This window comes from Paenibacillus sepulcri, assembly GCF_042647105.1.
Classification (GTDB): Bacteria; Bacillota; Bacilli; order Paenibacillales; family Paenibacillaceae; genus Paenibacillus_Z; species Paenibacillus_Z sepulcri.
In genome coordinates, this window is sequence record NZ_JBHRUP010000001.1 from 854,687 (window position 1) to 877,662 (window position 22,976).

At 50.1% G+C, this 22,976-nt stretch carries 22 protein-coding genes; 2 read left to right on the top strand and 20 right to left on the bottom strand.

Annotated features, from left to right (window positions below; genetic code table 11):
- Positions 1-154 precede the first annotated feature (154 nt).
- From ACFOLF_RS03780 to ACFOLF_RS03815, 8 genes are all read right to left on the bottom strand, one after another.
- The gene (locus ACFOLF_RS03780) at positions 155-1,087 is read right to left on the bottom strand and encodes a manganese-dependent inorganic pyrophosphatase (protein ID WP_210039745.1); all 933 of its coding nucleotides are present in this window, start codon (positions 1,085-1,087) and stop codon (positions 155-157) included.
- A gap of 119 nt (positions 1,088-1,206) precedes the next feature.
- Positions 1,207-2,157, bottom strand: a complete 951-nt coding sequence (locus tag ACFOLF_RS03785; RefSeq protein WP_210039744.1) for an alpha/beta fold hydrolase — start codon at positions 2,155-2,157, stop codon at positions 1,207-1,209.
- Between the two features lie 319 nt (positions 2,158-2,476).
- Entirely contained in the window at positions 2,477-4,570 is a 2,094-nt protein-coding gene (locus ACFOLF_RS03790) for a transglycosylase domain-containing protein (protein ID WP_210039743.1), read from the bottom strand.
- Positions 4,571-4,840: 270 nt separating this feature from the next.
- A complete protein-coding gene (locus ACFOLF_RS03795; RefSeq protein ID WP_210039742.1) occupies positions 4,841-5,659 on the bottom strand; it encodes a carbohydrate ABC transporter permease in 819 nt (272 codons plus the stop codon).
- Between the two features lies 1 nt (position 5,660).
- Positions 5,661-6,539, bottom strand: coding sequence for a carbohydrate ABC transporter permease (locus tag ACFOLF_RS03800; protein ID WP_210039741.1), 879 nt, complete (start codon positions 6,537-6,539; stop codon positions 5,661-5,663).
- Between the two features lie 74 nt (positions 6,540-6,613).
- Positions 6,614-7,957: an ABC transporter substrate-binding protein gene (locus ACFOLF_RS03805; RefSeq protein WP_210039740.1), complete on the bottom strand. Its 1,344-nt coding sequence runs from the start codon at positions 7,955-7,957 to the stop codon at positions 6,614-6,616.
- Positions 7,958-8,086: 129 nt separating this feature from the next.
- On the bottom strand, positions 8,087-9,688 hold the full coding sequence (locus ACFOLF_RS03810) for a helix-turn-helix domain-containing protein (RefSeq protein WP_210039739.1): 1,602 nt from the start codon (positions 9,686-9,688) through the stop codon (positions 8,087-8,089).
- A 2-nt stretch (positions 9,689-9,690) separates the two neighbouring features.
- Positions 9,691-11,469: a sensor histidine kinase gene (locus ACFOLF_RS03815; protein WP_210039738.1), complete on the bottom strand. Its 1,779-nt coding sequence runs from the start codon at positions 11,467-11,469 to the stop codon at positions 9,691-9,693.
- A gap of 353 nt (positions 11,470-11,822) precedes the next feature.
- On the opposite strand from ACFOLF_RS03815, the gene ACFOLF_RS03820 reads away from it, so the two are divergent.
- Positions 11,823-12,758 (top strand): DNA-3-methyladenine glycosylase family protein, encoded by a 936-nt coding sequence (locus ACFOLF_RS03820; RefSeq protein WP_379113301.1) that lies wholly within the window; start codon positions 11,823-11,825, stop codon positions 12,756-12,758.
- Positions 12,759-12,836: 78 nt separating this feature from the next.
- On the opposite strand, the gene ACFOLF_RS03825 is transcribed toward ACFOLF_RS03820, so the two are convergent.
- The 9 genes from ACFOLF_RS03825 to ACFOLF_RS03865 all read right to left on the bottom strand — a co-directional run bounded on the left by ACFOLF_RS03825 (position 12,837) and on the right by ACFOLF_RS03865 (position 18,510).
- On the bottom strand, positions 12,837-13,982 hold the full coding sequence (locus ACFOLF_RS03825) for a Gfo/Idh/MocA family protein (protein WP_210039737.1): 1,146 nt from the start codon (positions 13,980-13,982) through the stop codon (positions 12,837-12,839).
- Positions 13,983-14,135: 153 nt separating this feature from the next.
- Positions 14,136-14,393 (bottom strand): hypothetical protein, encoded by a 258-nt coding sequence (locus ACFOLF_RS03830; protein WP_210039736.1) that lies wholly within the window; start codon positions 14,391-14,393, stop codon positions 14,136-14,138.
- Between the two features lie 56 nt (positions 14,394-14,449).
- Positions 14,450-15,013 carry a TraR/DksA C4-type zinc finger protein gene (locus tag ACFOLF_RS03835; protein WP_210039735.1) on the bottom strand — a complete coding sequence of 188 codons (564 nt, stop codon included), beginning with the start codon at positions 15,011-15,013 and terminating at the stop codon, positions 14,450-14,452.
- Between the two features lie 117 nt (positions 15,014-15,130).
- Positions 15,131-15,313 (bottom strand): hypothetical protein, encoded by a 183-nt coding sequence (locus tag ACFOLF_RS03840; protein WP_210039734.1) that lies wholly within the window; start codon positions 15,311-15,313, stop codon positions 15,131-15,133.
- Between the two features lie 405 nt (positions 15,314-15,718).
- Complete coding sequence (locus tag ACFOLF_RS03845; RefSeq protein WP_210039733.1) at positions 15,719-15,955, bottom strand: tautomerase family protein; 237 nt, start codon at positions 15,953-15,955, stop codon at positions 15,719-15,721.
- Between the two features lie 38 nt (positions 15,956-15,993).
- The gene (locus ACFOLF_RS03850; RefSeq protein ID WP_210039732.1) at positions 15,994-16,731 is read right to left on the bottom strand and encodes an SDR family NAD(P)-dependent oxidoreductase; all 738 of its coding nucleotides are present in this window, start codon (positions 16,729-16,731) and stop codon (positions 15,994-15,996) included.
- 80 nt (positions 16,732-16,811) lie between these two features.
- Complete coding sequence (gene wrbA / locus ACFOLF_RS03855; protein WP_210039731.1) at positions 16,812-17,477, bottom strand: NAD(P)H:quinone oxidoreductase; 666 nt, start codon at positions 17,475-17,477, stop codon at positions 16,812-16,814.
- A gap of 65 nt (positions 17,478-17,542) precedes the next feature.
- Positions 17,543-17,866, bottom strand: a complete 324-nt coding sequence (locus ACFOLF_RS03860) for an NIPSNAP family protein (RefSeq protein ID WP_210039730.1) — start codon at positions 17,864-17,866, stop codon at positions 17,543-17,545.
- Positions 17,867-17,940: 74 nt separating this feature from the next.
- Positions 17,941-18,510 carry a TetR/AcrR family transcriptional regulator gene (locus tag ACFOLF_RS03865; protein ID WP_210039729.1) on the bottom strand — a complete coding sequence of 190 codons (570 nt, stop codon included), beginning with the start codon at positions 18,508-18,510 and terminating at the stop codon, positions 17,941-17,943.
- A gap of 197 nt (positions 18,511-18,707) precedes the next feature.
- Between ACFOLF_RS03865 and ACFOLF_RS03870 the strand changes: the two genes are divergently transcribed.
- Positions 18,708-19,808: a GerAB/ArcD/ProY family transporter gene (locus tag ACFOLF_RS03870; RefSeq protein ID WP_210039728.1), complete on the top strand. Its 1,101-nt coding sequence runs from the start codon at positions 18,708-18,710 to the stop codon at positions 19,806-19,808.
- On the opposite strand, the gene ACFOLF_RS03875 is transcribed toward ACFOLF_RS03870, so the two are convergent.
- The 3 genes from ACFOLF_RS03875 to ACFOLF_RS03885 are packed head-to-tail and all read right to left on the bottom strand — an operon-like array spanning position 19,797 to position 22,834.
- Positions 19,797-20,027, bottom strand: coding sequence for a hypothetical protein (locus ACFOLF_RS03875; protein ID WP_210039727.1), 231 nt, complete (start codon positions 20,025-20,027; stop codon positions 19,797-19,799). The two genes, ACFOLF_RS03870 and ACFOLF_RS03875, sit on opposite strands and share 12 nt — an antisense overlap.
- The gene (locus tag ACFOLF_RS03880) at positions 20,024-21,205 is read right to left on the bottom strand and encodes a Ger(x)C family spore germination protein (RefSeq protein ID WP_210039726.1); all 1,182 of its coding nucleotides are present in this window, start codon (positions 21,203-21,205) and stop codon (positions 20,024-20,026) included. The genes ACFOLF_RS03875 and ACFOLF_RS03880 overlap by 4 nt, the downstream gene beginning before the upstream one ends.
- Before the next feature lie 33 nt (positions 21,206-21,238).
- Positions 21,239-22,834 carry a spore germination protein gene (locus ACFOLF_RS03885; protein ID WP_210039725.1) on the bottom strand — a complete coding sequence of 532 codons (1,596 nt, stop codon included), beginning with the start codon at positions 22,832-22,834 and terminating at the stop codon, positions 21,239-21,241.
- Positions 22,835-22,976 lie beyond the last annotated feature (142 nt).

The window sequence follows — 22,976 nt, forward strand, 5'->3', positions numbered from 1 at the left end:
CTCCTTTACGCAGATGCCAAAAGTTCACTTTTACAATTGTACCACAATTTGGGGTTCCTCTCCTTCAAAATCCTGTAGAGACAAGGACTACAACGGGAATAATAAAAAGCCGCCGGCGCAAAGGCCGGCGGCTGCTCTATTGAATCGATTGGAATTACCAGTTGTTCAATGTATCCGTCAGAACAGGGACGATTTGCGATTTGCGCGACACAACGCCCTTGAGGATTGCTTTGTTGTCGGCAAGCTTGACGTTATAAGCTTTTTCAACAGCGCCGGATACTTTGCCTAGCGCAAGCGCAACGGAATCGTTATTGAGAATATCGGTCACGACCAGCAGGAACAGGTCGAGTCCTTTATCGGCGATAATGCCGCTCAGTGCATCTTCAAGCTCGGCTTGACGGGAAATCACATCATTGGTATCCACAGCGTTTACTTGAGCGATTTCCACTTTATAGCTGCCCATCGTAAACTCCTTGGCGTCAAGGGAGATCAGTTGAGCGATCGTTTTGTCGCTAAGGTCCGCTCCCGCTTTGAGCATTTCCAGTCCGTAGCTCTCAGCGTCCACGCCGGCGATCTCGGCAAGCTCGCGGGCTGCCGCAATATCCTGCTCCGTGCAGGTCGGGGATTTGAACAGCAGGGAATCGGAGATGATGGCGGAGAGCATCAGACCGGCAATCTCTTTGCCGATTTTCAAGCCGTTTTCCTTGTACATTTTATTGAGAATCGTCGCTGTACAGCCAACCGGCTCAGCGCGGTAGTATAAGGGCTGGCTTGTCTCGAAATTGGCAATACGGTGATGGTCGATAACCTCCACAACGCGAACCTGATCAATATCGGCAGCGCTTTGCTGGCGTTCGTTATGGTCAACCAGGATAACGCTGGAAGCTTCACCGGCAACCGTCTCCACAAGACGGGGTGCTGCGGTGTTGAACTGTGTCAACGCATATTGCGTTTCTCCGTTCACTTCACCGAGGCGAACGGCTTCAACATTCAGACCCAGCTGAGTTTTCAGATCGGCGTAAGCGATTGCGGAACAAATGGTGTCCGTATCCGGGTTTTTGTGTCCGAAAATAAGTATTTTTTCCATGGTTGTTCTCCTTAATAATGAAATTTTTGACGAGATCCCTTATATTATAACGAATTATTCGCCTTATTCCTATGCTTTATGTAAGAAATTGAAGAGCGGTTTGTTCACACTTCAGACGATTATGAATGCGCGGTCTGTTTCGCCGGTTTTATTACGGTCCCGTAAATCCATTTAAGAACATCGCCATATACCTGCTCACGGCCAATTTCATTGAGGATTTCATGCCGCATGCCTTCATACAAGGTCATCCCCAGCTCCATTACCCCAGCTTTACCGAAAGAACGGTAGGCTCTTTTCACTGTTTTGCCGTAGGCGCCAACCGGGTCATCCTGACCGGAGAGCATGACAATGGGCAAATTGCGCGGCATGTGCCGGATGTTGGATTTCTTCGTAATGTAGAGCAGTCCGTCAAACATATCCCGGAAGCCGGCGGCTGTAAAAACAAATCCGCACTGCTCGTCATCAATAAAACGATCCACCTCCGCTTCGTCGCGGGTGAGCCAGTCCTGGAGCGTTCTTGCCGGTTTAATCCGGCGGTTGAAGGATTTATAGGTCAGCTTATTGAGAAAATGACTGCGGTACATGCAGCCCTTGGTCATGATTTCCCAAGCTGCAATTCCTCTTCCCAGATGAAGCAGCACCCGGGGCTGATGCGCCGTTCCGATCAAAATCATACCGTCCAGATCCTCACCGGCTATAATGGCATAATGCCTGGCGAGAAAGGACCCCATGCTGTGCCCGACCAGCGTCAGCTTCAAATCCGGATGCTCGGATTTGGCCAGGGCTGTCACACGCCTCAGATCGCTCACCATGCCCGCCCAGCCGTTCCGTTCCCCGAAGAAGCCGAGCTCCTCCCGCTTCTCCACCGACCAGCCATGACCACGCAGATCGCTGGCGTACACAACCAGCCCCCGGTCCGTCAAATATCTGGCAAAATGCTCATAGCGCCTCGCATGCTCGCAGGAGCCATGGATCAAATGAATCAAACCCGTGATCTCTTCGCCTTCATCAGGCTCCCATTTGTACAGATGAATAGATTCACCCGGCAATTGATGATGAGTGCTTCTCATGCAGAATTCCTCCGTTCTTAGAGTACTCCGTCTTTATTTTGCCGTTATTTTCAACATTTCAGTCTGAATAATCAACTCCTATTCAGCTGCCAAAGAAAAAGACCAGGATCTTGATTCCGGGTATCCAGTACGCAACCCGCTTCATGCTAACCCCCCTTAAATTTATCGCGTGCGTGACGCACAAATCAAGCTTCCGGAACAAAAAAAGATGTCACCCGTGTTTAGCGGCGACATCCCGTTTATCTATATATAACGCAAGAGGCCGGTGATTAACCGGAGAGCAGGCAGAAAATTCTTCAGAAGCAGTTTTCTCCACTATTCAATCGTCATCGTCATCATCATTATGTTTGTCGTCTTTCTTATGTCCGCGGCTTCCGTGCTCCCGGTCACGGGGATGATCATCATCTTTTTTACCCCACGGGTTATGCCATTTTGGTTCCTTCTGATCCTTATCCGGGTTCTTGTGTCCCTTCTGATCCTGATTCTCAGCGTTGTCATCGACGTGACCGCCATGCGCATTGCCGCTAGATGTGCCCGGCGGATCCGGGAAATCCATGACCGGCTCGCCCTGCAGCGCTTCAGTCATCAGCACCTGAAATACGGCAGCCGCGGCTTTGGAGCTTGTGGTTAAATAATGATCGGCGTCCGTATGATCGTATCCGAGCCATACCGCTCCCACCAATTGAGGCGTGTAGCCGACGAACCAATTGTCCTTGGCTCCCGCCCCTCCGGTTCCCGGCATCTCCGTCGTTCCCGTCTTCCCGGCAGCCGGACGGCCAGCCAGTGCGGCGGATTCCCCCGTTCCATCCTGCACGACCCCTTCGAGCTCTGCTGTCATCATACGGGCGATAGCAGGATCGGTCGTCTTCTCTCCGGTTATATCTCCTGCATCAGCAAGAACCTCGCCGCTCGCAGTCTCGATCCGGATAATCGAATGTGCCGGCATACGGGTACCATCATTGGCAAATACCCCAAAGGCTTCGGCCATCTCAAGCGGGGATACGCCTTCCTGCAGACCGCCCAAAGCAAGTCCCAGCGTTCGGTCGGCATCCGTCAGCTCAAGCCCGAACCGGGCCGCCGCATCCATCCCCGCATCAATGCCCATATCGTTAAGCAGCCGGACCGCGGGAATATTATAGGACTCGGTAATCGCCTCATGAATCGTCACCTCGCCATGGTAAGCCCCTCCCGCATTCTGCGGCTGGTACCCCCCGTAATTAACCGGTTCGTCGACGATTGTGTCTTCCGGGCGGTAACCCTTCTCGAAGGCCGGCGTATAGACCGATATCGGCTTCATGGCTGATCCCGGCTGCCGCTTCAACTGAACGGCGCGGTTGAAGCCGCGGAACGGCTGCTTGCCCCTGCCGCCGATAAGCGCCTTGATACCGCCATCGCGGGGATCGACCAATACGGCTCCGCTCTGGATCAATTGATCCGCCGCGCTTGGCGGAAACAGCTCCTCTTGCGCATAGACTTGTTCAGCCGCTTGCTGCATACGCGCATCCAGCGTCGTATAGATCCTCAGACCGCCATGCAGAATTTCATTCTCTGTCAATCCGTATTTGGCGGATGCCTCGCGGATAATCTGATCGACATAATACGGATATTTCAATGCCGTATCCTGCTTGGACGCGGGATTCCGCAGTATGATCGCTTCCTTGACCGCTTGACTGTAAACCTCCTCCGTAATCCGGCCCTGGTCCTTCATAAGCTGGAGCACGACATTGCGCCGCGCTTTGGCCTGGTCCGGTTTTTTGTAGGGAGTAAGCGCAGACGGGGCCTTGACAAGGCCTGCCAGCAGCGCAGACTCCGATACTGTAAGTTCCGGGGGGGATTTGCCAAAATAGGTTTCCGCGGCATGCTTAATCCCCCATGCCCCTTCTCCGTAATAAATCTGGTTGACATACATCTCCAGAATGTCGGATTTATTATAATTCTCCTCTATCTTCTTGGCGAGCAGCACCTCGTTCCACTTGCGGGACCATGTCCGCTCCTGGGACAGGAACACATTCTTGGCCAGCTGCTGTGTGATGGTGCTTGCGCCCTGTCTGGTTTCTCCTGACGTGAGATTGGTATAGAGCGCCCGGCCGATCCCCCAAATATCCATGCCGTCATGCTCGAAGAAACGCTTGTCCTCGACCGCCACCACCGCATCGATGAATGACTTGGGCAAGCTTTCGTAACGGACGGCTTCGATGGTGCCCAGAGCGATCCGGCTGGCCTCCTTGCCGCTCGCTTCATATAGAATAGTCGCCGCAGGCAGCGGCTCGGCCAGCTTTGAAATATCCTGCTCCGCAACCAGCATGCGGAAGATCTCCCAACCAGCCGCTGCCAAAATACAAGCGATCACAACTGCAATCATTAACCCTTTCCAATGTGAATGCTTCGTCTTGTTCTTCATAACCGGATTCATATGCTGCCTCCAACCTTGATGTCCCTTATGCCCGTTCCTATAAAGATTCGCAGGAATCCGCCATTTTCAGTACGTTCAGGTTGTTATCGACGTGCATGGTATTCCTGCATGCGGCTTGAGGATGTGATTATCCCCGGGATGCACCGCCGTACAGCGCTCTGCTGCCTGCACAGGGCGCAAAAGAAATACACCCGATGCCATCGCGGGGATGACATCAGGTGTAATTATTATTGATATAGCCTGTTCAAGGAGGCGGCATTTATAACCGGGCTAACCCTTGATTGCGCCGGCTGCAATCCCTTTAATAATATATCTCTGCATGAACAGGAAGAACACGATGATCGGAATCATCCCCATTACGGCATAAGCGAAGGCCAGATTCAGATCGCTGCTGTATTGGCCAAAGAAAAAATACTGCTGCAGCGGAATGGTGCGGTACGCCTTGTCCTGCAGAAACAGCAGCGGCAGCAGGAAGTCATTCCAGATATACAGCGCATTCAGCACAATGACAGTCGCGGTGACCGGCTTGAGCAGCGGCATAATGACCTTGATGAAGATACCCGGCGTCGAGCAGCCGTCAATACGGGCCGCCTCCTCGATTTCCCTGGAGATGCCGCGGATGAATCCGGTATAGAACAGCACCCCCATCTGTACGCCGAGACCTCCGTAGATAAGCGTGATTCCCCAGTGCGTATTGATCAGATGGAGCGTCTTGCCCATTTTGTACAGCGGCAGCATCGTCACCTGGAAAGGCACCATCATTCCCGAGAGCAGAATGACAAAGATCGCATTGTAGAACGGCTTGTTCCTTCTGGCGATCGAATACCCTGCCAGCGCCGAAGAAATGATAATCAAGGCGACGGAGATGGCGGTTACGATCAAGCTGTTGGAGATGGCCGTCGGATATTTCGATGTATCCCAGGCATGCACGAAATTGGACAGGTTCAAACTCGACGGCAGCGCGTAAAAGGAAACGAACGTCTGCTGTGAGGTTTTCAGTGACATAAGCAGCGCGACATAAAGCGGGAACAGGAACACAACCGCCAGGATCGCGACGAGGATGAAGACCGTTATTCGGGATGCTTTCATATCAGAATTCCACTTCCCGTCTTCTGAAGATGCCCAGCTGGACAATCGTAACGATGACCAGGATGAGGAAGAAAATCATCGACAGCGCCATTCCGTATCCGGCTTTGAAATTGGCGAACGAGGTTCTGTAGATGAAGGTCGTCATCACATCGGTGGCAAAGCCCGGTCCGCTGTTTGTAGTGACGAATACAAGATCAAACACTTTGAGCGCTCCTGTCAGCACCAGCAGCAAATTGATGGTGACCGAAGGCGCCAGGAGCGGCAGCGTCACGCTTCTGAACGTGCGGAATGCGCCCGCCCCGTCAATCCTGGCACTCTCGATCAATTCGCCCGGGATGCCCTGCAGCCCGGCGATATAAATGATCATCGGAGAGCCGATGCCCTGCCAGACGGCGACCACGATCAGCCCAAACAAGGCATAATCGGGATTGCCCAGCGGACTGGTGACGTCCAGCCCGAAATAGGCAAGCAGCTTGGGAAAGCCGTTGCTGTAATTGTAGTTCCATACAAATCCCGACAAGACGACGGATATAACGCTTGGCAGAAAGAATATCGTTCGGAACAGATTCCGGAATTTCAGATAGGAATCAAGCAGCAGGGCGAGCAGCAGCGATAGAACATTAACGAGAATGGTGAGGATAAACGCATATTTGAACGTGTTTCCGAGTACTCTCCACAGATCGGAATCCTGAAGAGCTTGCACGTAATTGTCCCAGCCGATATAAGTAAGCTTGGGCGATATTCCGTCCCAGCTTGTAAAGGAATAGCGGACTCCGAGCAGCAGCGGAATAAACACCGCGATCAAAAATAAACAGATCCCCGGCACAAGGAACAGCAAATACCATGCCTCGCCGCGTATCATTCGTTTCAGGTTTCCCATAGGCCAAGTTCCCTTCCTTAAAGCTGACGGCATAGGCATCTCGCGCCTATGCCGTCAGCTGCTGTTTGCATCTGTTATTTATGGTTTTTGGCAATCCAGTCGTCAATATTTTTGATGACCTGATCCTCAGTTTCCTTGCCGAAGAACAGATTCTGCATATCCTGACCGAGCGGAGTCAGCCAGTCGATTGTCGTACGTGCCATATAACCTTGAGAATCATAGGTTTCGCCATTATCGAAGTAAGGCTTCAAATCATTGATGGCCGGCGCAATATCAGTCGAAGAGCCTTTTACATAGCTCAGGGAGTTGATGTTCTTCACCCATGCGTCGCCGCCTTCTTTGCTCGCCATGAAGGCCAGGAATTTCAGGGCTGCTTCCTTATGCTCGGACTTGCTGTTGACCGCGAGCGACGCATCCGGATTGAATTCCAGCTTGTTCAGGCTTTCGTCATTGCTGAACGGGTAAGGGAAGACGCCCATTCCGCTATTGTACAAATCGGGATTTTTCTTCTGGATATCAGCCAGCGGCCATGTGCCGGAGTACAGCATGGCGGCTTCGCCCTTGGCGAAGAGATCCACGCTGCCGTTGTAGTCTACGCCGAGCTGGTCCTTGTTGCCGTATTGGTAGAGCTGCATCGCATGCGCCAGTGTGGTTTTGATCGCCGGATTGTCAGCGAATTTGGCGGCGCCCGTCTCGATTTTGTCGAAGAAGTCGGGGATGTTGCCTACAAGCACCGTGTTGCTCGGCAGATCCCGTCCGATCCACATATTAAGCGTCCACAGATCTTTCCAGCCCAATGCGAAAGGCGTTTTGCCGGAATCCTTGATTTTCTGGGCTGCCGCCATCAGCGCGTCGTAGGTTCTTGGAATTTCAATACCCAGGTCGCTGAAGATTTTTTTGTTATAGTAAACAGCGATTGGTCCTGCATTTACAGGCATAATGTAGTTTTTGCCGTCTGTTGCCTGCGCCTTCAGTACGCTGTCATCGAAGTTTGACAAAAAGTCCTTGCCGGTCAAATCCTCCAGATAACCGCCGTCCGCGAACAGCTTCGTTTGGGCGCCGGAGTTCAGGGTGAACACGTCAATGATATCGCCGCCGGCCATCTTGGTTTTGAGCAGCGTGTAGTAATCGTCATATTTGACAGGCTGCACATCGACTTTAATGTTCGGGTTCTCGCTTTCGAACTGTTCGACGATTTTGGCGACGCCGTCGGTCACATCGCTCTTGAAGTGCATGAACGAAATGGTGACAGGCTCATCGCTCGCAGCAGGCTCATTCGCTCCGGCATTGCCGGCGCCGTTGGCCGGTGCTGCCGGGGTATCTGCAGCAGGCTGCGGATTATTGTTGCCGCTTCCACATGCGGACAGCGCAAGCATCAGAAGAAGCGCGCAGATGCCAAGGCTTAAAAACTTTTTCATTTCGTTTCCCCTTCTCTTGTTTGGTTTGGGTTGAACGTGAAATTCCCCGTTCTGCCTTTATCTTACTTCCGCTCTGGTACGGCTGGTAATAAAATAAATGGTGCTTCCGATGTTCAATATTTTGGAGCATCATGTTCCAGGGGCATGATGCTCGCGGTACTCGGAAGGCGTCCGGCCGGTGAATTTCTTGAATACCTGGCTGAAATAACGCTGGTTCTCGTAGCCTGTAAGCTCGGCGATTTCGTTGATCTTGCGGTCGGAGCCGCCGAGCAGCTCGCATGCTTTTTCCATCCGCTTGCGCGTGAGATACTCAATAAAATTCTCGTTGGTCACGGTCTTGAACAGCTTGCTGAGATAGCTCGGGTCCATATGAAACCTTGTTGCCACATCGATCAGGCTGACATCCTCAAAGTAGTGCTCATCCATAAACTGCACCACTTCCCGGATTGTATGAACAGATTCCGATACGCCCAGACTTGCCCCGTAGTGGCCCAGCGCCTCCGCCAGCTGGTCCAGAAACAACCGGAGCTGCTCCGCATCCAGAATAACCGCAATAGCCCTTGGATCAAAAAGCGAAGGATGGGCCGCCCCGATGCCTTTCAGCTCCGAAGCGGCGATATCCAGTATTTTATGAAGATCCCGGTGGATGCCCTGAATCGTGATTGCGGGATCAGCAGCAGCCTTGCGCAAAAAAACCTGCAGCAGCCTGCTGCTCTCCGCCGCTTTGCCTGCAGCGAAGGCCTGATGGAGTGTTTTCAGGTCAAATGAAGACAGCAGTTCCCCGTTCGTCGTCCTGGCTGGATCGGCGGCGGAGGATATACTCAGCCCGGAATAATTCAACCGATTCCGGAACAGCTCGTCTTTGGCTTCACGAAAGGCTTCCGGCAGTTTGTCCAGTTCCCGGTAAACCGAGCTGATCCCGGCAGCAACATCCGCTTTGAGTATCGAGTGCACGGCATGATGAAAGGCCGCTACCAGTTCCCGGCTCCGATTGTCGTCAAAGACTTGCTCGGGAAGGATCAGGCAAATCCGCATCCGGTCGTCGGACTTGTACACCAGAGGCGGGCTGCCTTGCATCGCCCCGGCGATGACTTCATTTAATATATTTTCGACGCTGAACATGAACAGGTCCGCATTGCCGTGGAATTTGGTAGCGGAAATCTCATTGAACTGGCGAAACATGCAGATGGCCAACCGGTAGCTTCCGGCTGTCCGGGATATCTGCAATTCATCCGCCTGCTTGCGGATATCCGACAAATTCGTGATGCGTCCGCCTGCGACATGCTGCAAGAATTCTTCACGGCGCAATTTCACGATATCCTGCGTTGATTTCTTCTGCTGCTGAAGACTTGAATAGTTGCGGCTGGCTTCGATCGCCTTGACCATCGCGTCTCTCAAATCGGCAACGGATATGGGCTTCAGCACATATTCGCATGCCTGATAGGTCAAGGCTGCCTTCAAATATTCGAATTGGGAGTATCCGCTCATCACGATCGTTTTGATTTCGTTATAATGCTTGTACAGGTTCTCCAGAAACAGCTGCCCGTCCATAATAGGCATATTCATGTCCGTCACCACGATATGCGGCTTATTGATCCGGATCAATTCAAGCGCTTCTTCCCCATGCTTGGCCTCTGCAATGACAATGACATCCAGACCAAGCTCGCTGATCATCTTGCTGACGGATTTCCTCCCTACAGTCTCGTCGTCTACCACCATTACTTTGTACAAGCTCAAGCCCTCCGCTTTCTGTAAGGGATTCGTATCCGGATTGTCGTACCCAATCCGGGCTCGCTGTCAATCTCCAGTCCATTCGGACCGCCGTATACGAGCCGGATCCGTTCATGGACATTTTTAAGCCCGATGGAAATGCCGGAGAACACATCAAGCGACTTGCGGTCAAGTCCGGACCGCAGCGCGGCCAGCTTGTCAGGGGCCATGCCCGGACCGCTGTCTCGAAGCGTAATGATAACGGAATCCCGCTCGTGGATGGCACCGACACTGATCCGGAGCTGATCGCTCATCTCTTTGTCCCAGACATGCACAATCACATTCTCCATGATCGGCTGGAGCACGAAGCGGATAATGGAGCAGTCCATTAAATCCGGCTGCACGTCAAAATCCGCCGACAGCGCATCGTCAAACCGGAACTGCTGGATATATAAATAATTGTTCACATGGGTAAGCTCCTGCCTGATCGTCGACTCCATATTGCCCTCATAGAAGCTGTAGCGGAACATATCCCCCAGCGCGCGGCACATCTCATGGATCTCATAGTCTCCCAACAGAACGGCCTTGCCGCCTATCGTTTGCAGGGTATTGTACAGAAAATGCGGATTGATCTGCATCTGCAGCGCGAGGATTTGCGCTTCCTTGCTGCGCAGCTGCATCTGGTAATCCTGCTCGATCAGATCGCGGATTTTCTCCGTCATAAAATTGAAGTTGCGCGTCAGCTCGGACAGGTCGTCCCGGTACTTGTAAGGCTTGAGGCTGACATGGAAATTGCCTTTGCGGACATCCTTCATCGCCCTGCCCAGCAGTTGGATCGGCCTGGTAATGTACTGCTGCGCCAGGATGGAACAAAGCAGGATGACCAGCATCACGAACAGGAAGGCTCCGACTGTAATATGCAGCGTATTTTTACGGTTTTGCGCCATCTCCGTGCTCGGATAAACAATTGTAAGTCCCATATTCGCATGATCGAGATAGGACGTGCTGACAAGGAGATTCGGCGTTTTGGAGAAGCTGATATCATAAGAGTCGTTCACGTACGGGTTGGCGGGCCGCTTGAAGGTAGCCACGACATCCGCATACTTATCGTTCGTCCGATAGAACGCCTCCCCGTTGGCATTTTGCAGGACAATGACATTGGGCGGGCGGTTGTTGGACTCCACGATTTTCGTCAGCTGCTTCTGCTGGATGTAGAAAACGAGCGTGCCGTATTTCTCCTTATAGAAAGGATTGTAGATCGTGATCGCGTATACAAAAAAATTCTGCTTCATGGTTTCGTCATAATAGGAAAGCATCATCGATTGCTGGAACGGCAAATCGAGCATCTCCTTATAGCCCGGAATGCTCTTGAAATCAATCTGGTCATAGCTTCCGGCAATGGACCAGGAATCCTTCAACGTATTGTCTTTGCCATAGATCATCGTCCTGATGATATCCTTGTTGTTGTTCTGAATGAGCGAATAATAGTTCTGCAGCGTGTCCTTCAGATTAATGAAATCGGGGTCGCCATAGTTGACGCCATGCTCCATCAGACCGATGATCCGGGCGAACTTGTACACCTGAAGAGCCGATGTCGCGATATTATGAAAGTATTGATCCAGATATTTGGACAAATAGACAGCATTCTGATCGGAGCTGCGCAGCATCGTCCGTTCCAGAGAACGGGTACTCGTCTCATAGAAGAGATAAGAAAGAATAAGCATCGGGATCAGTGAAATAAGAACGCTGCTCAAGACGATTTTGGTGCGGATGCTTCTGTTGATGAACAGCCATTTAAACATGAGCCTTCTCCCTGTCCGGCCTCGTACTGCCGCACAGCCTTCCTGCAGCAGCCAATTGTTCCGGACCTTTGCCCTGCCGGGCAGGTATGCTCATTGTCCCGTCTTTCATAAATGCCCCTCCCTTGAAGCGGTTCCCAACATTCTACAATTCCCTCAACGAGGAAACAATAAAACAATTTGTGTTTAGGATGTTCAAAATCTTGACAGATACACATTTAATTTCTGCTGTGCTGCCCATTTTGAACAGACCTTTCCCATAATAAACGGACGGCGAATAAAAGAGCAAGATAGCAGCAGCGCATATTTTGAATTTATGGTTTAATAAAGCTATACGAAAGGCGGGAATTTCTGCAATGACGAATAAAATGAACATGATAAAATGGTCCGACCATATAAGCAGCATGCTCCTTTATCCTCCGAAGCCGTTCAGCTTCGATGCTGCACTCGGTTATCTCAGCCGCTCCTCCAAGGAATGCATGTTTGCTATCCAAAACGGACAGGTCACCCGGCTTGTTCCGGTGGATGAAGAGCATGTGCTCATCCGGATCTCCGGGGAGGAGAACGCAACCGTACGCATCGAGTTCCTTGGCGATGCTCCCCTTCCGGAGGCTCATGCGCGTGAAGCCGTCGCCGCCTACGTGTGGGAGTGGTTTGATTTGGACAGCGATTTGACCCCCTTCTATGAAATGGCTGAGAGGGACCCTCTTCTGAATCGGGCCGTGACGGAGCATTACGGACTTCGGATTATCGGAATCCACGATTTATTCGAGGCTTTATGCTGGGGAGTTATGGGGCAGCAGATCAATCTTGCTTTTGCCTATACGCTGAAAAAAAAGTTCGTCGAAGCTTTCGGTGAATCCGTAGAATGGGAGGGCCGCTCTTACTGGATTTTCCCCAAGCCATCCACGATTGCGGGTCTCTCCGTCGACAACCTCACACCGCTTCAGCTCACGGGCAGGAAATCCGAATACCTGATCGGTATCGCATCCCTGATTGCCGGCGGACAGTTATCCAGGGAAAAGCTGCTTGAGCTCGGCGGACTGCAAGCGATCGAGAAAGAGCTGGTCGGCATCCGGGGAATTGGCCCCTGGACGGCTAATTATGTGCTGATGCGCTGCCTGCGGATTCCTTCGGCCTTCCCTATTGCCGATGTGGGGCTTCATAATGCCATCAAGCATGTTATGCAGCTCGAGCAAAAGCCTACAATTGCAGAGATCAGGCAGCTCTCTTCGGCTTGGGGAGATTGGCTTTCCTATTCAACCTTCTACTTGTGGCGGATGATAGATTAGTCAAAAAAAAACCGGAAATCCGCTTTGTGGCGGAAGTCCGGTTTTTTTCTGCTGTAAAGTCCGTTTTATGCGCAAGGCTCAGGGCTGTTTGACCTTCACCCATGACTTGCGCCGGTCACTTTCAACAATGGCCTCATTGATCAGCATAATATAATGGCCATCCTCCATGGATGCGAATGTTCGGGGATGCACGGCAGGCTCGCTCTGCCCGGCGCGTTCCACCGCGTCATAGAAATCAATAAACAGATTTTTGACGCCATCTGGCCAGCCCTCTTCGTGGCCTCCGGGATAATGCACCATCGCAGCAGCCTCATCGGACAGCTCTTCCCGGTCGCTGCCAATTTCCCGATTCGAGGAGCCGCGCCGCCCGCTCCACAGCCGGTTCGGCTGCTCCTGATCCCACTGCAGTGACTCCGATGCGGCGGAAATTTCAAAGTAAAGCTTGTTTTTCCGCCCGGCGCTTACCTGCGAAACCGTGAAGACCCCTTGTGCGCCGCCTTCCATATGGATCATGACAATCCCGCAGTCCTCCGTATGAACAGGCACCTCCTTGTATGTCTCCTGTCCATTCTCCCCGGTCAGCACCTTGCGGACCGGATAGACGGTTTTCAGATCGGCAAAAACCTCCGTGATCCTCTCCCCGGTCACATGCTGAACCAGGTCGCACCAATGGGAGCCGATGTCGGCAATCGCTCTCGTTGCGCCGCCGCGCTCCGGGTACATGCGCCAATTGCTGTCCGTCTCCTCCAACAGCCAATCCTGCAAATATCCGCCTGTCACCAGATGGATCCCGCCGATTCTTCCCTCGGCTATACGACGCCTGGTCTCCGCGACCAGCGGATAATGGCGGTAATTATAGCATACGCCGCTAATAACAGGGGTCGCCTTGGCGAGGGCCACAAGAGCCTCCGATTCCTTGCTGTCCATAGCAAGCGGCTTCTCGGAGAGCAGATGCTTGCCTGCAAGCAGCGTCTGTTTGTTGATTTCATAATGAAGGTCATTGGGCGTGCAGTTGTGCACCGCTTCAACCTCCTGATCGCGGATAAGCTCTTCCGCGGAGCCGTAGGCCCTGGGTATTTCATATCGTGAAGCCACTTCCCCGGCCCTCTCCAGATTGCTTCCCGAGATTGCCACCACCTCAACATGCGGCAGCCGCCGGAGCGCCTCCAGATGAAAGCTTGCGGAAAATCCGGTTCCAACAATGCCTATTTTGATTTTTCCCATCACGGTTCACCCCAATCTCCACTCAGGCTATTCCCTCTATTTCAACGCTGTTCCCATAATCAGAGCCTCCACGAAAAGAAACAAAAACCGCACCCACGCGAGTTGGCAGGAGCGGTTGCTTGTTCCTGTCTTCATCATCCTTGCAGCGGATGATCAGATCGCCGCATTCTGCAGAGAACGTATGCTCTCAAGACAGATCAACTCTTTGCAAATGCCGGCTATCGTACCTGCGGCCAACGCTTCCCGCTTTTGCGTGAATTGTTCATACTGCATGCGTGCTATGTCATCCTCCGGGTAGCGGTCGAGGTAGATTTCAAGCTCAGCCAGCGTATCTTCCACTTCCTGCAGCGCATCCTTCTCATCGACTGTGCTCTCCGGGAGAGTATCCCATAGGTTCATTGCGTTGTTCATATATTTGTTACCTCCTGATAATAGATGGTGAAGTTGTCCCTCCTTCTATTACCACATTATTGCGGCTTCAAACCTTCTTCCGGCTGAATATCCGAATCCGGGTCAACAGTCCCGTCAGAGCTGCCGAAGCTCTCCACTTCCTTCCAGGCATCCGCATTATCGAATCGGCCTGCATGATTCTGACGGTTGGCGCCAGCCCCCTTCGGCGGCGGAGTCATAACCTGCTCTTCCACCGGCCGCTCTTCATTAATCCCGGGACTGGAAGCATCTTGGATACAGGTTTGTGCGGTCGGAAGCGCCTGCAGACGTTCATACTCAATAGTCTCGCCGCATTCACGGCATTGACCGTAAGTCCCTTCCTCCATCCGGACGAGCGCTTCGTTCACTTCTCTCAGCTTATTCTCCATCGATTCGTCGACAGCCATGTCCCGCCCCCGCTCAAAGGCTTCCGTGCCCAGATCGGCCGGGTGATTGTCGTAAGCGGATAATTCCCCGTTGGAATCCGTCATCGTGCCCCTCTCCTCGGCGTCTTCAAGCCTGAAATGGCTCTCCAGCTCTTCCTTTTCCTCCGCAAGCCTATGCTTCAGCTCTTCCAGCTGCTTTTGCTTCAAATATGTCATATCGGGCTTCCCCCTAACAAGGAATTCGGAATTCCGCCAAAGCGGATGCCGTTCTCTTCCTTACCCGTTAAGAGCAGCCGGCTAACAAGCTAGATGATGATCGACGCGGCCAAAGCTTCAATCAGCCGGACGCCATAAGCCCCGTGTCCAGGCCAGCGTACCGCCGGGGACAGCGTCCGGGCCAATCTTGTCCGCCGGGATGCGGATCTCTTTTCCTTCCACTTCAATAACAGCAAATTCCGCCTCATACCGCAGAAAAACCGCTAGGCGTCTAATCACGCATTTCTCATTATCATCCATTATGCCAGGCCTCCTTTGACGAAAAACCCCTCGGTGTCACCGGATCCATAAGTTTTTCTGGCCGCTCCAAAACAGCCCTGGACCGTTTGGTCCACGATCCGGACGGCAAGAACAGGCCATCGGCACATGGGCAGTTGCAGCGAATAGCCATCTTCCCCTTGTCTTGAGGATCGGTGTCTTCCCCTGTCACTAGTTTAACCGCTGTGCCTGGCTTACTCAATCGCAGGCATATAATCGGCGAAGAATAACTAAAAAAGCCCGCGATTTAGAGGCTGTTGTCAACAGCCCTAAATCGCGGACTTTAATTCAGACTAAGTTCATGCCACCCGACACAAGCGAATGATAAATGCCACCTGCACTGTCACAGTGAAGGTGGCGAAGCAGCTTTGAACTCCTTCAATGTGATCACTTCATCTTAGCAGCAAGCTGACGGCGATACTCCAGCACAGGCAGTCCACCCAAACCCCAATTCTCGGTGTCAACCTCTTCGATAACGACGAAGGTAGCTTCTAACGGCTTGTTCAGAACGTTAAGCAGCAGCTCGCTGGCCCCTTTAATGAGCGCAGCCTTTTCCTCCGCCGTAACAGACTGACGATCTGGAGCGGTGCCCTCGCGGGTCACTTGGATCGTAACGATTGGCAAGGATATTCTCCTCCTTTTGTATCTACTGCTGCATTTGCTTAGTGACCGGCATTCTGACCGCCATCGACATGAAGAATCTCACCCGTTACGAAGCTGGCTGTCTCCAGATACAAGACGGCTTCGACGATATCATGCGGCTCGCCCATGCGTCCCATAGGATGAAGCTTGGCCAGGGCATCGTGGGATTCGACGGAATGCATCGGCGTTTTGATGTGCCCCGGAGAAACTGCATTCACGCGGATCCCCCTTGAAGCATACTCGATCGCTAATGATTTCGTTGCCGAGGCCAGCCCCCCCTTCGTCAATGAGGCGAGTACGGAAGAAATGCCGGCTACCGGATGGTCAACCAGACTTGTTGTAATGTTAATGATGTGTCCAGTTCCCTGTTTCAGCATCTCTACCACCGCACGTTGCGTAAGATGGAAGAATCCGGCAACATTAGTGGATAAAATCATTGCAAAGTCTTCTTCCGAATACTCCGTAAATGGCTTAGCCATGAAGATTCCGGCATTGTTAACCAGAGTATCAATGCGTCCAAAATGAGCCAAACCTTCGTTGATTAAGCGCAGCGCGATCTCGGGATCTGCAATATCACCCGCAACAAAACGTACTTGTTTTCCTGTAGGATCGATTTCTTTTGCAGCCTCAACCAGCGCTTGTTCACGACGTCCATTGATAACTACATTCGCTCCCCGATTCACCATCTCAATGGCCATCGCTTTTCCAAGACCGCTGCTGCCGCCAGTTATGACTGCTATTCTTCCCTGAATATCCATGTGTTAGTTTACTCCTGTTTATGAAATTTTAATTATGCCTGATAAATAGCCTGCATGTAGGATCGCAATAATTGATGATTTTATGATTGTGCTAAGCCGTTCTTCAAGGATTTAGCAACGGATACGGTGCGTTTTGCCTGATGTTCGGCAGCAGCACGCACGTCTTCCTTCATCGCTCCATTTTGATCCACTGTCACACTTGTGCCATACGGATTCCCTCCGGCAGCAAAAATCGATGGATCAGTAAATCCGGGCGCTGCCACAATCGCACCCCAGTGGTACATCGACGTGTACAACTGAAGTATCGTTTGTTCCTGTCCGGCATTCGGATTTTGGGCGGAAGTCATGGCGCTCACCACTTTATTCACCAGTTTGCCCTGGGCCCAAAGACCGCCTGCCGTATCGATGAACTGTTTCATTTGAGCTGGAAGATTACCAAATCGGGTCGGCATACTGAAGATTATCGCATCGGCCCATTCCAGATCTGCCAAAGATACGGCAGGGATATGTTTGGTCGCTTCAAGATGAGTTTTCCAGGACGGACTGCCGTCAATAACGGATTGTGGCGCAGTTTCCGGTACTTTTAAAACTTTCACATCCGCCCCGGCTTGAAGACCTCCATCCGCTGCCCATTGGGCCAATTGAAAGTTAGTTCCATTTGAGCTGTAATAGATGACGGCTAAATTCACTTTTGATGATGACATCGATTTGATCTCCTTTTTCATTCGTTTTTGAAATATACTCATTGGTATCGCTCCAAACTTTATTTGTTGTCGGCCAAACCAATATCCGCCGATATGATTCCTGTTTTTCATTTGTTCCCGAAAAATGCGACGTTCTTCATAAATATACTTTTTTGTTTGTTAACCAACGCCCCGTCAAGCTCTGTAATTCGTTTTAATTCAATCCATTCAGGATCGTTGCGAAAACGATCATAATTAAGGTTGCGCATTGCCAAATCAGCATGCTCAACAACATAATAGAGGCGGTTATTTGCTTCATCTGAATCTTCCCAGAATTGTGTGATTTTCATATTGTGTTTCATGAATAATGGAATGACGTGATCTCTGAACCTATTTTGGATAACCTTCATTTTGCCTTGATTAACATCATAAATTCGCAGCTCATACAGCATCTTTTCACCTCCTCCAATTCTTATTTTATCTATCTATTAAAAGGTAGATTATACTTGTAAAAATATCCGCCTTTTTAAGTTAAAGCGGATATTAATCCATCGGCAATTCTGTTAAACCTGCTTACATCCCGAAAACTTCTGGCAAGTAATTGTGCACCTTGAAGCGATGCAAGAAACTGATGGGCTCGAACTTCCGCGGTACCTTCGAAATTCAGATGTCCTCCGGCCCGCCCCTGATCCAACACACGTTCCAACCACTCCAAATTGGCTGCGAAAAACTGAGCGACCCCTTCTCTTACATTGCCTGATAACGTAGCCAGGTCAGTAGAGAGCATTACGCTCAAACAAGTACAATACTCCTGCACAGGAGCATCGTAAAGTAAAATGAATTTGCGCAGTTTTTCCAAATTGTCCTGTGTGTCGGTATCAATTTGAGCGACTGAAGATATAAAATTTTTGTAATACCGTGCTATCAGCGCTTCTCCCAAATCCTCCTTGTTAGGGAAATAGTAATGAATACTGGCAGTACGTATCCCTACTTTTTCTGCAATATGCGCATAGCTGAATCCGTTGAACCCGAATTCCTGAACAATCGACTGGGCAACATCCAAAATAAGCTCTGCTGTATTTTTATTTTTGTTCATGTTTGTCATTCTACCTTTTAGTAGATAGTCTGTCAACCCCGGTTAACCCCGGATTGATTCCCACTGCTGCTCTATGAACGGAAACGGTGTCGCCTAGCCATAGGCAATACTCAATCATATCAAAACACACGGTATAAATGGAATGCGATAAGTCAATACTTGAGACACCTCTGCGAGGAAAGGAGCGCTGCGCGTAGATGGAGACAACGGAAAAAATCACGGGAACCCAACTGGGCTTTTTACTATTTACCTTTGTCATTTCCACAATCATGTTAACCGTTCCCGGTATTATGACCATGTTCGGCAAACAAGATGCCTGGATGTCGGTTTTCCCTGCTTCTCTAACAGGCTTGCTGAGCATATGGGTGATGATTACCCTCTCGAATCGTTATCCTGGTTTGACTATTATACAATACAGTTCAAATATCGTCGGGAAATGGTTAGGGAGGCTTTTCGCAATTAATTACATTTATTATTGGTTTATTTCTATTTCAACTATTACCATGCAGCACGCCGGGTTTATCAATACGCTGCTATTGCCGAAAAGCCCTTCCATCGTAGCGAGTCTGATGTTCTTGTTCTTATGCGGTCTGGCAGCCATTGCGGGAATTGAGGTCATCTCAAGATGTAGTGAGTTTATTACTGTACTCATTCTGTTTTTTTTGATTCCGCTCTTGATTCTGACAATCGGGGAAGCGAATCACAATCAACTAAAGCCGATTTTAGGAGAAGGAATTCTGCCTGTATTACAAGGTGCAGTCAACCCTGGAGGCGGATATATGAATCAACTCTTTATTCTTGGATGGCTCCTGCCTTATTTGAATCAACCGAAAAAGGCCCGCAAGGTTTCGCTGATTGCGCTTTCCGGTATTGTCGTTCTTATTTTTATCATTGTGTTGCTTACAATTATGGTCCTCGGTCCATTGACGGGTAAACTGACCTTTTCTTTTCTAAGCGTCATCCAATATATCGGTATTGCCGGATCCTTCGAACGTCTGGAAGCAATCGCGGTTTCAATGTGGGTAATGGGTTGTTTTGTGAAGGTATCGGTATCGTTGTTTATATTATGCCATTGCATAAGCCAGCTTTTCGGAATGAGAAGTTACCGCGAAATCGTATTTCCCATAACACTGTTGTCCCTCATTGGATCAGTCTGGATTTTCAAAAACGGAGCGGAGCTTCTAAATTATCTTGCTTTTACATTCCCGCTCTTGGCTTTCTTCAACCAAAGTTTCTTACCGCTGCTACTTCTGGTGATAGACACGATAAGAAGAAGAGTGGAGAATTCACGGCTCTGACAGCATTTTCCCGATGGGTTCAAAAATAATTTTGAAAGGGACAGCAAAGCCTGGCAGGTCGACCCGCGCGATTAATAAGGAGCCGATAATAGAGGCAGCCCCCATTAAACCACCGTATACGGCTGCTTCTTTGTTTCTTTGCTTGCTTAGCAAGGATTGTATTCGAACGAAAGACCATCCCGCCAATAAAAGTACATAACCCGCTATTTGCACGATCATTTTTTGATCTCCTTTTCATTCAATTGCAGAGGGGGACCTCCCATGCCGGCTCCGTTTAAACTCAGCTTCGCAGCAATTGAAACGTCTACCTGAGGAAACTTCTTATCCCATTGTTCCTTCAACGATTTCCACTGTCTCGGCTTATTGCGGTAGATTTCTTGGCCGAAACCCACGCTATCTACTTTATAGCGCCCTTGGACTTTGAATAAAACATCCCGAACTTGTTTCTCAACCGCTGCCTCCAATACTTGCTGCACAAGCTGGAGATTCTTCGGCCGACTGATATCCAGGGGGGTGTTATTTTCAACGAGACTTCCTTCCCCCTGCAATTGAATCTTCATTTTAATCTTATCCCCGTTTATATCGAAGGCAATTCTTCGTTCTGCATGACTTAACAACATCCCGACCATTCCGCCGCCTTCCGGTAAATAGGCATTGATCCTGCCGTTCTTCATCTGATTGGTAACCCAAATAAATCCATTGGTTTCATTTTCGTCTAAAAACCCGACTACTTTTAAATCCTTTAAAATGGCTGACCCCGAGAGCTTAAACAGGTCGTTTTTGCTTTTTTTTGTTCCTTCCGAATAATCCTTGGCCTCGATAACGCCCATAACCGGACTGATGCCTTCGCTTGATGCCGCGATGAAAAAGTCACGCAAGGTAACCGCCAGTTCGGTCTCCAGACTTTCCATTTCCTTGACCGCTTCGACAGGCACTTGTTCAAAGGGGTATTTCGCTTCGAGAATTTCCCGGCCTTCTCCTCCCTTTACCATCATGATATAGGTTCTTAACCGTTGGCGCGGATCGTGATTGAAAACATCAAGAATATCGTTGATCCCATGTCTGCCTAAGGATTCGCCTATAAAAATAACGCTGCGATGGGCGGTAAATAACCGGCGGGAGCTTTTTTTCTGAATCTTGTGGAACGCATCGTCGGCATTCTTTCCCGCGGCGGACAATACAAAAAACTTTTCTTGCTGCCCGCCTCCTTCGCTCCCCGCCCCCCCCAGACCGGAAGATGGGATTGCGATCTGCACCGACAATAAATACTCCCCGTCATCCGTCAAGTCAAATGCCGTACCCGAAATGAACGCAAGGTCATTGATCTCCGTTCGGTCCCAACAACCGCTTGTCAGAAATACAGTAAAAAGTAAGCCGATGTATAGGAATGCTTTCATTCTGAAGTTCCTTTCCTCACAGCGTTTCATGTCCTAATTGCTCTCGGATGGCCGCTTCCCTCGAGTTGGACTTGGTTTCTGTCCAGCAGGTTCGCGCACTGGATTGTTGAAATCCGCTGACTGTGGACGGCGGGTTTTAGCCCATACGGGTGCCCGAATGAAGATATCCTTCACATTCATGAAAGTGAGCGGTGCTATTGGTGTAAAATAAGGGACGCCGAACGAACGCAAGGAAGCAACATGCAGCAGGATGCCAAGAAATCCAAGTACAATCCCATAAAGTCCGAACGTACCGGCCAAAAACAGCATCGGAAAGCGCAGTAACCGGATGCCATTGGCAAAACTATATCGTGGAATCGTAAACGCCGCGATACCGGTGATGGATACGATAATGACGACCGGAGCAGATATAATTCCCGCCTGCACAGCCGCCTGGCCGATAACCAATGCCCCTACGATGCTGATCGCTTGACCAAGCTGTTTGGGTAAACGAATTCCTGCTTCCCGCAGTGCCTCGAAAGTGATTTCCATCAGAAAAGCTTCGACCAGAACCGGGAACGGTACAGCCTCCCTTGAAGACGCAATACTCAGCACGAGATTAGTCGGAATCATTTCCTGATGGTAGGTCGTAACCGCAACATAGAGGGGAGGAGCGAATATGGCGATGAATATGAAGAGGAATCGAATCCATCGCACAAAGGTTGCAATGGGCCAGCGAACATAGTAATCCTCACTGGCTTGAAGTCCAGTCCAGAACGTCATGGGGACAATTAATACAAATGGGGTATTATCAACAAGAATAGCTATTTTTCCTTCCAACAGCTCTGCAGCTACCACATCAGGCCGTTCCGTACTATGTACTTGTGGAAAGGGCGAGTAAGGCAAATCCTCAATAAATTCCTCCACATAGCCTGAGTCGAGAATTCCGTCAATTTGAATCCGGGTTACCCTTTTTCGAACTTCCTCGACTAATGATTCGGGAACAATACCCACGATATAAGTGATGACAACCTGGGTTTGAGAAAGCTCCCCAATCGTATTGGATTCCATTTTCAATCGCGATGTTTTAAGCCTGCTGCGCAGTAAACCTATATTCGTTGAAAGGTTCTCAATGAATCCATCCCTGGGACCACGAATAACGGGTTCTGAAGAAGGTTCTTCAAGACTTCGCTGTTTATTGCCATTTACCTTGACCATCATGGCATTGCTGTCCGCTCTCGTAAGAACGATAGCATGACCATTTAACACGTGACGAACAATGTCGGTTACGTCTGATGTAATATCCGTCGTCCCTACGGAGATAATCTCATCATCCAGAGCTGCTGCTTTTTCATTTATCAAATCATCTTTAGTGGTAGATTTAGCAATCATTGGCTTTAATATATGATCGTCAATCATCTTTTCATCAACAAGACTTGGGAAATATAGGACAAGCCAATGATTTTCTCCAGCCAGCCGAACTTTACGGAAAACGATATCGGAGCTGTTTTGAAATATATGTTTAAAAATCAACTCATTTTGCTCTAAATCCGATGTTAGCCTGGAGTTTTCTTCATCTTCAGAATAGTCATCCTCCGGTATATTTGGATACCCGGGTTTAATGCGTACTCTCTTCTTAAACCGTTTCACTGAATAAGCCCCCCAAAGCAAACACTGATACATGTATTTTCCCATTTTTCGTCAGAAATATTCTTGGGCTCACGAAGGTCAAGATTATACTCTATTTTTGTTGAACTTTGGAGGATCCGGCAGACTGCAAACAGGCCAAATG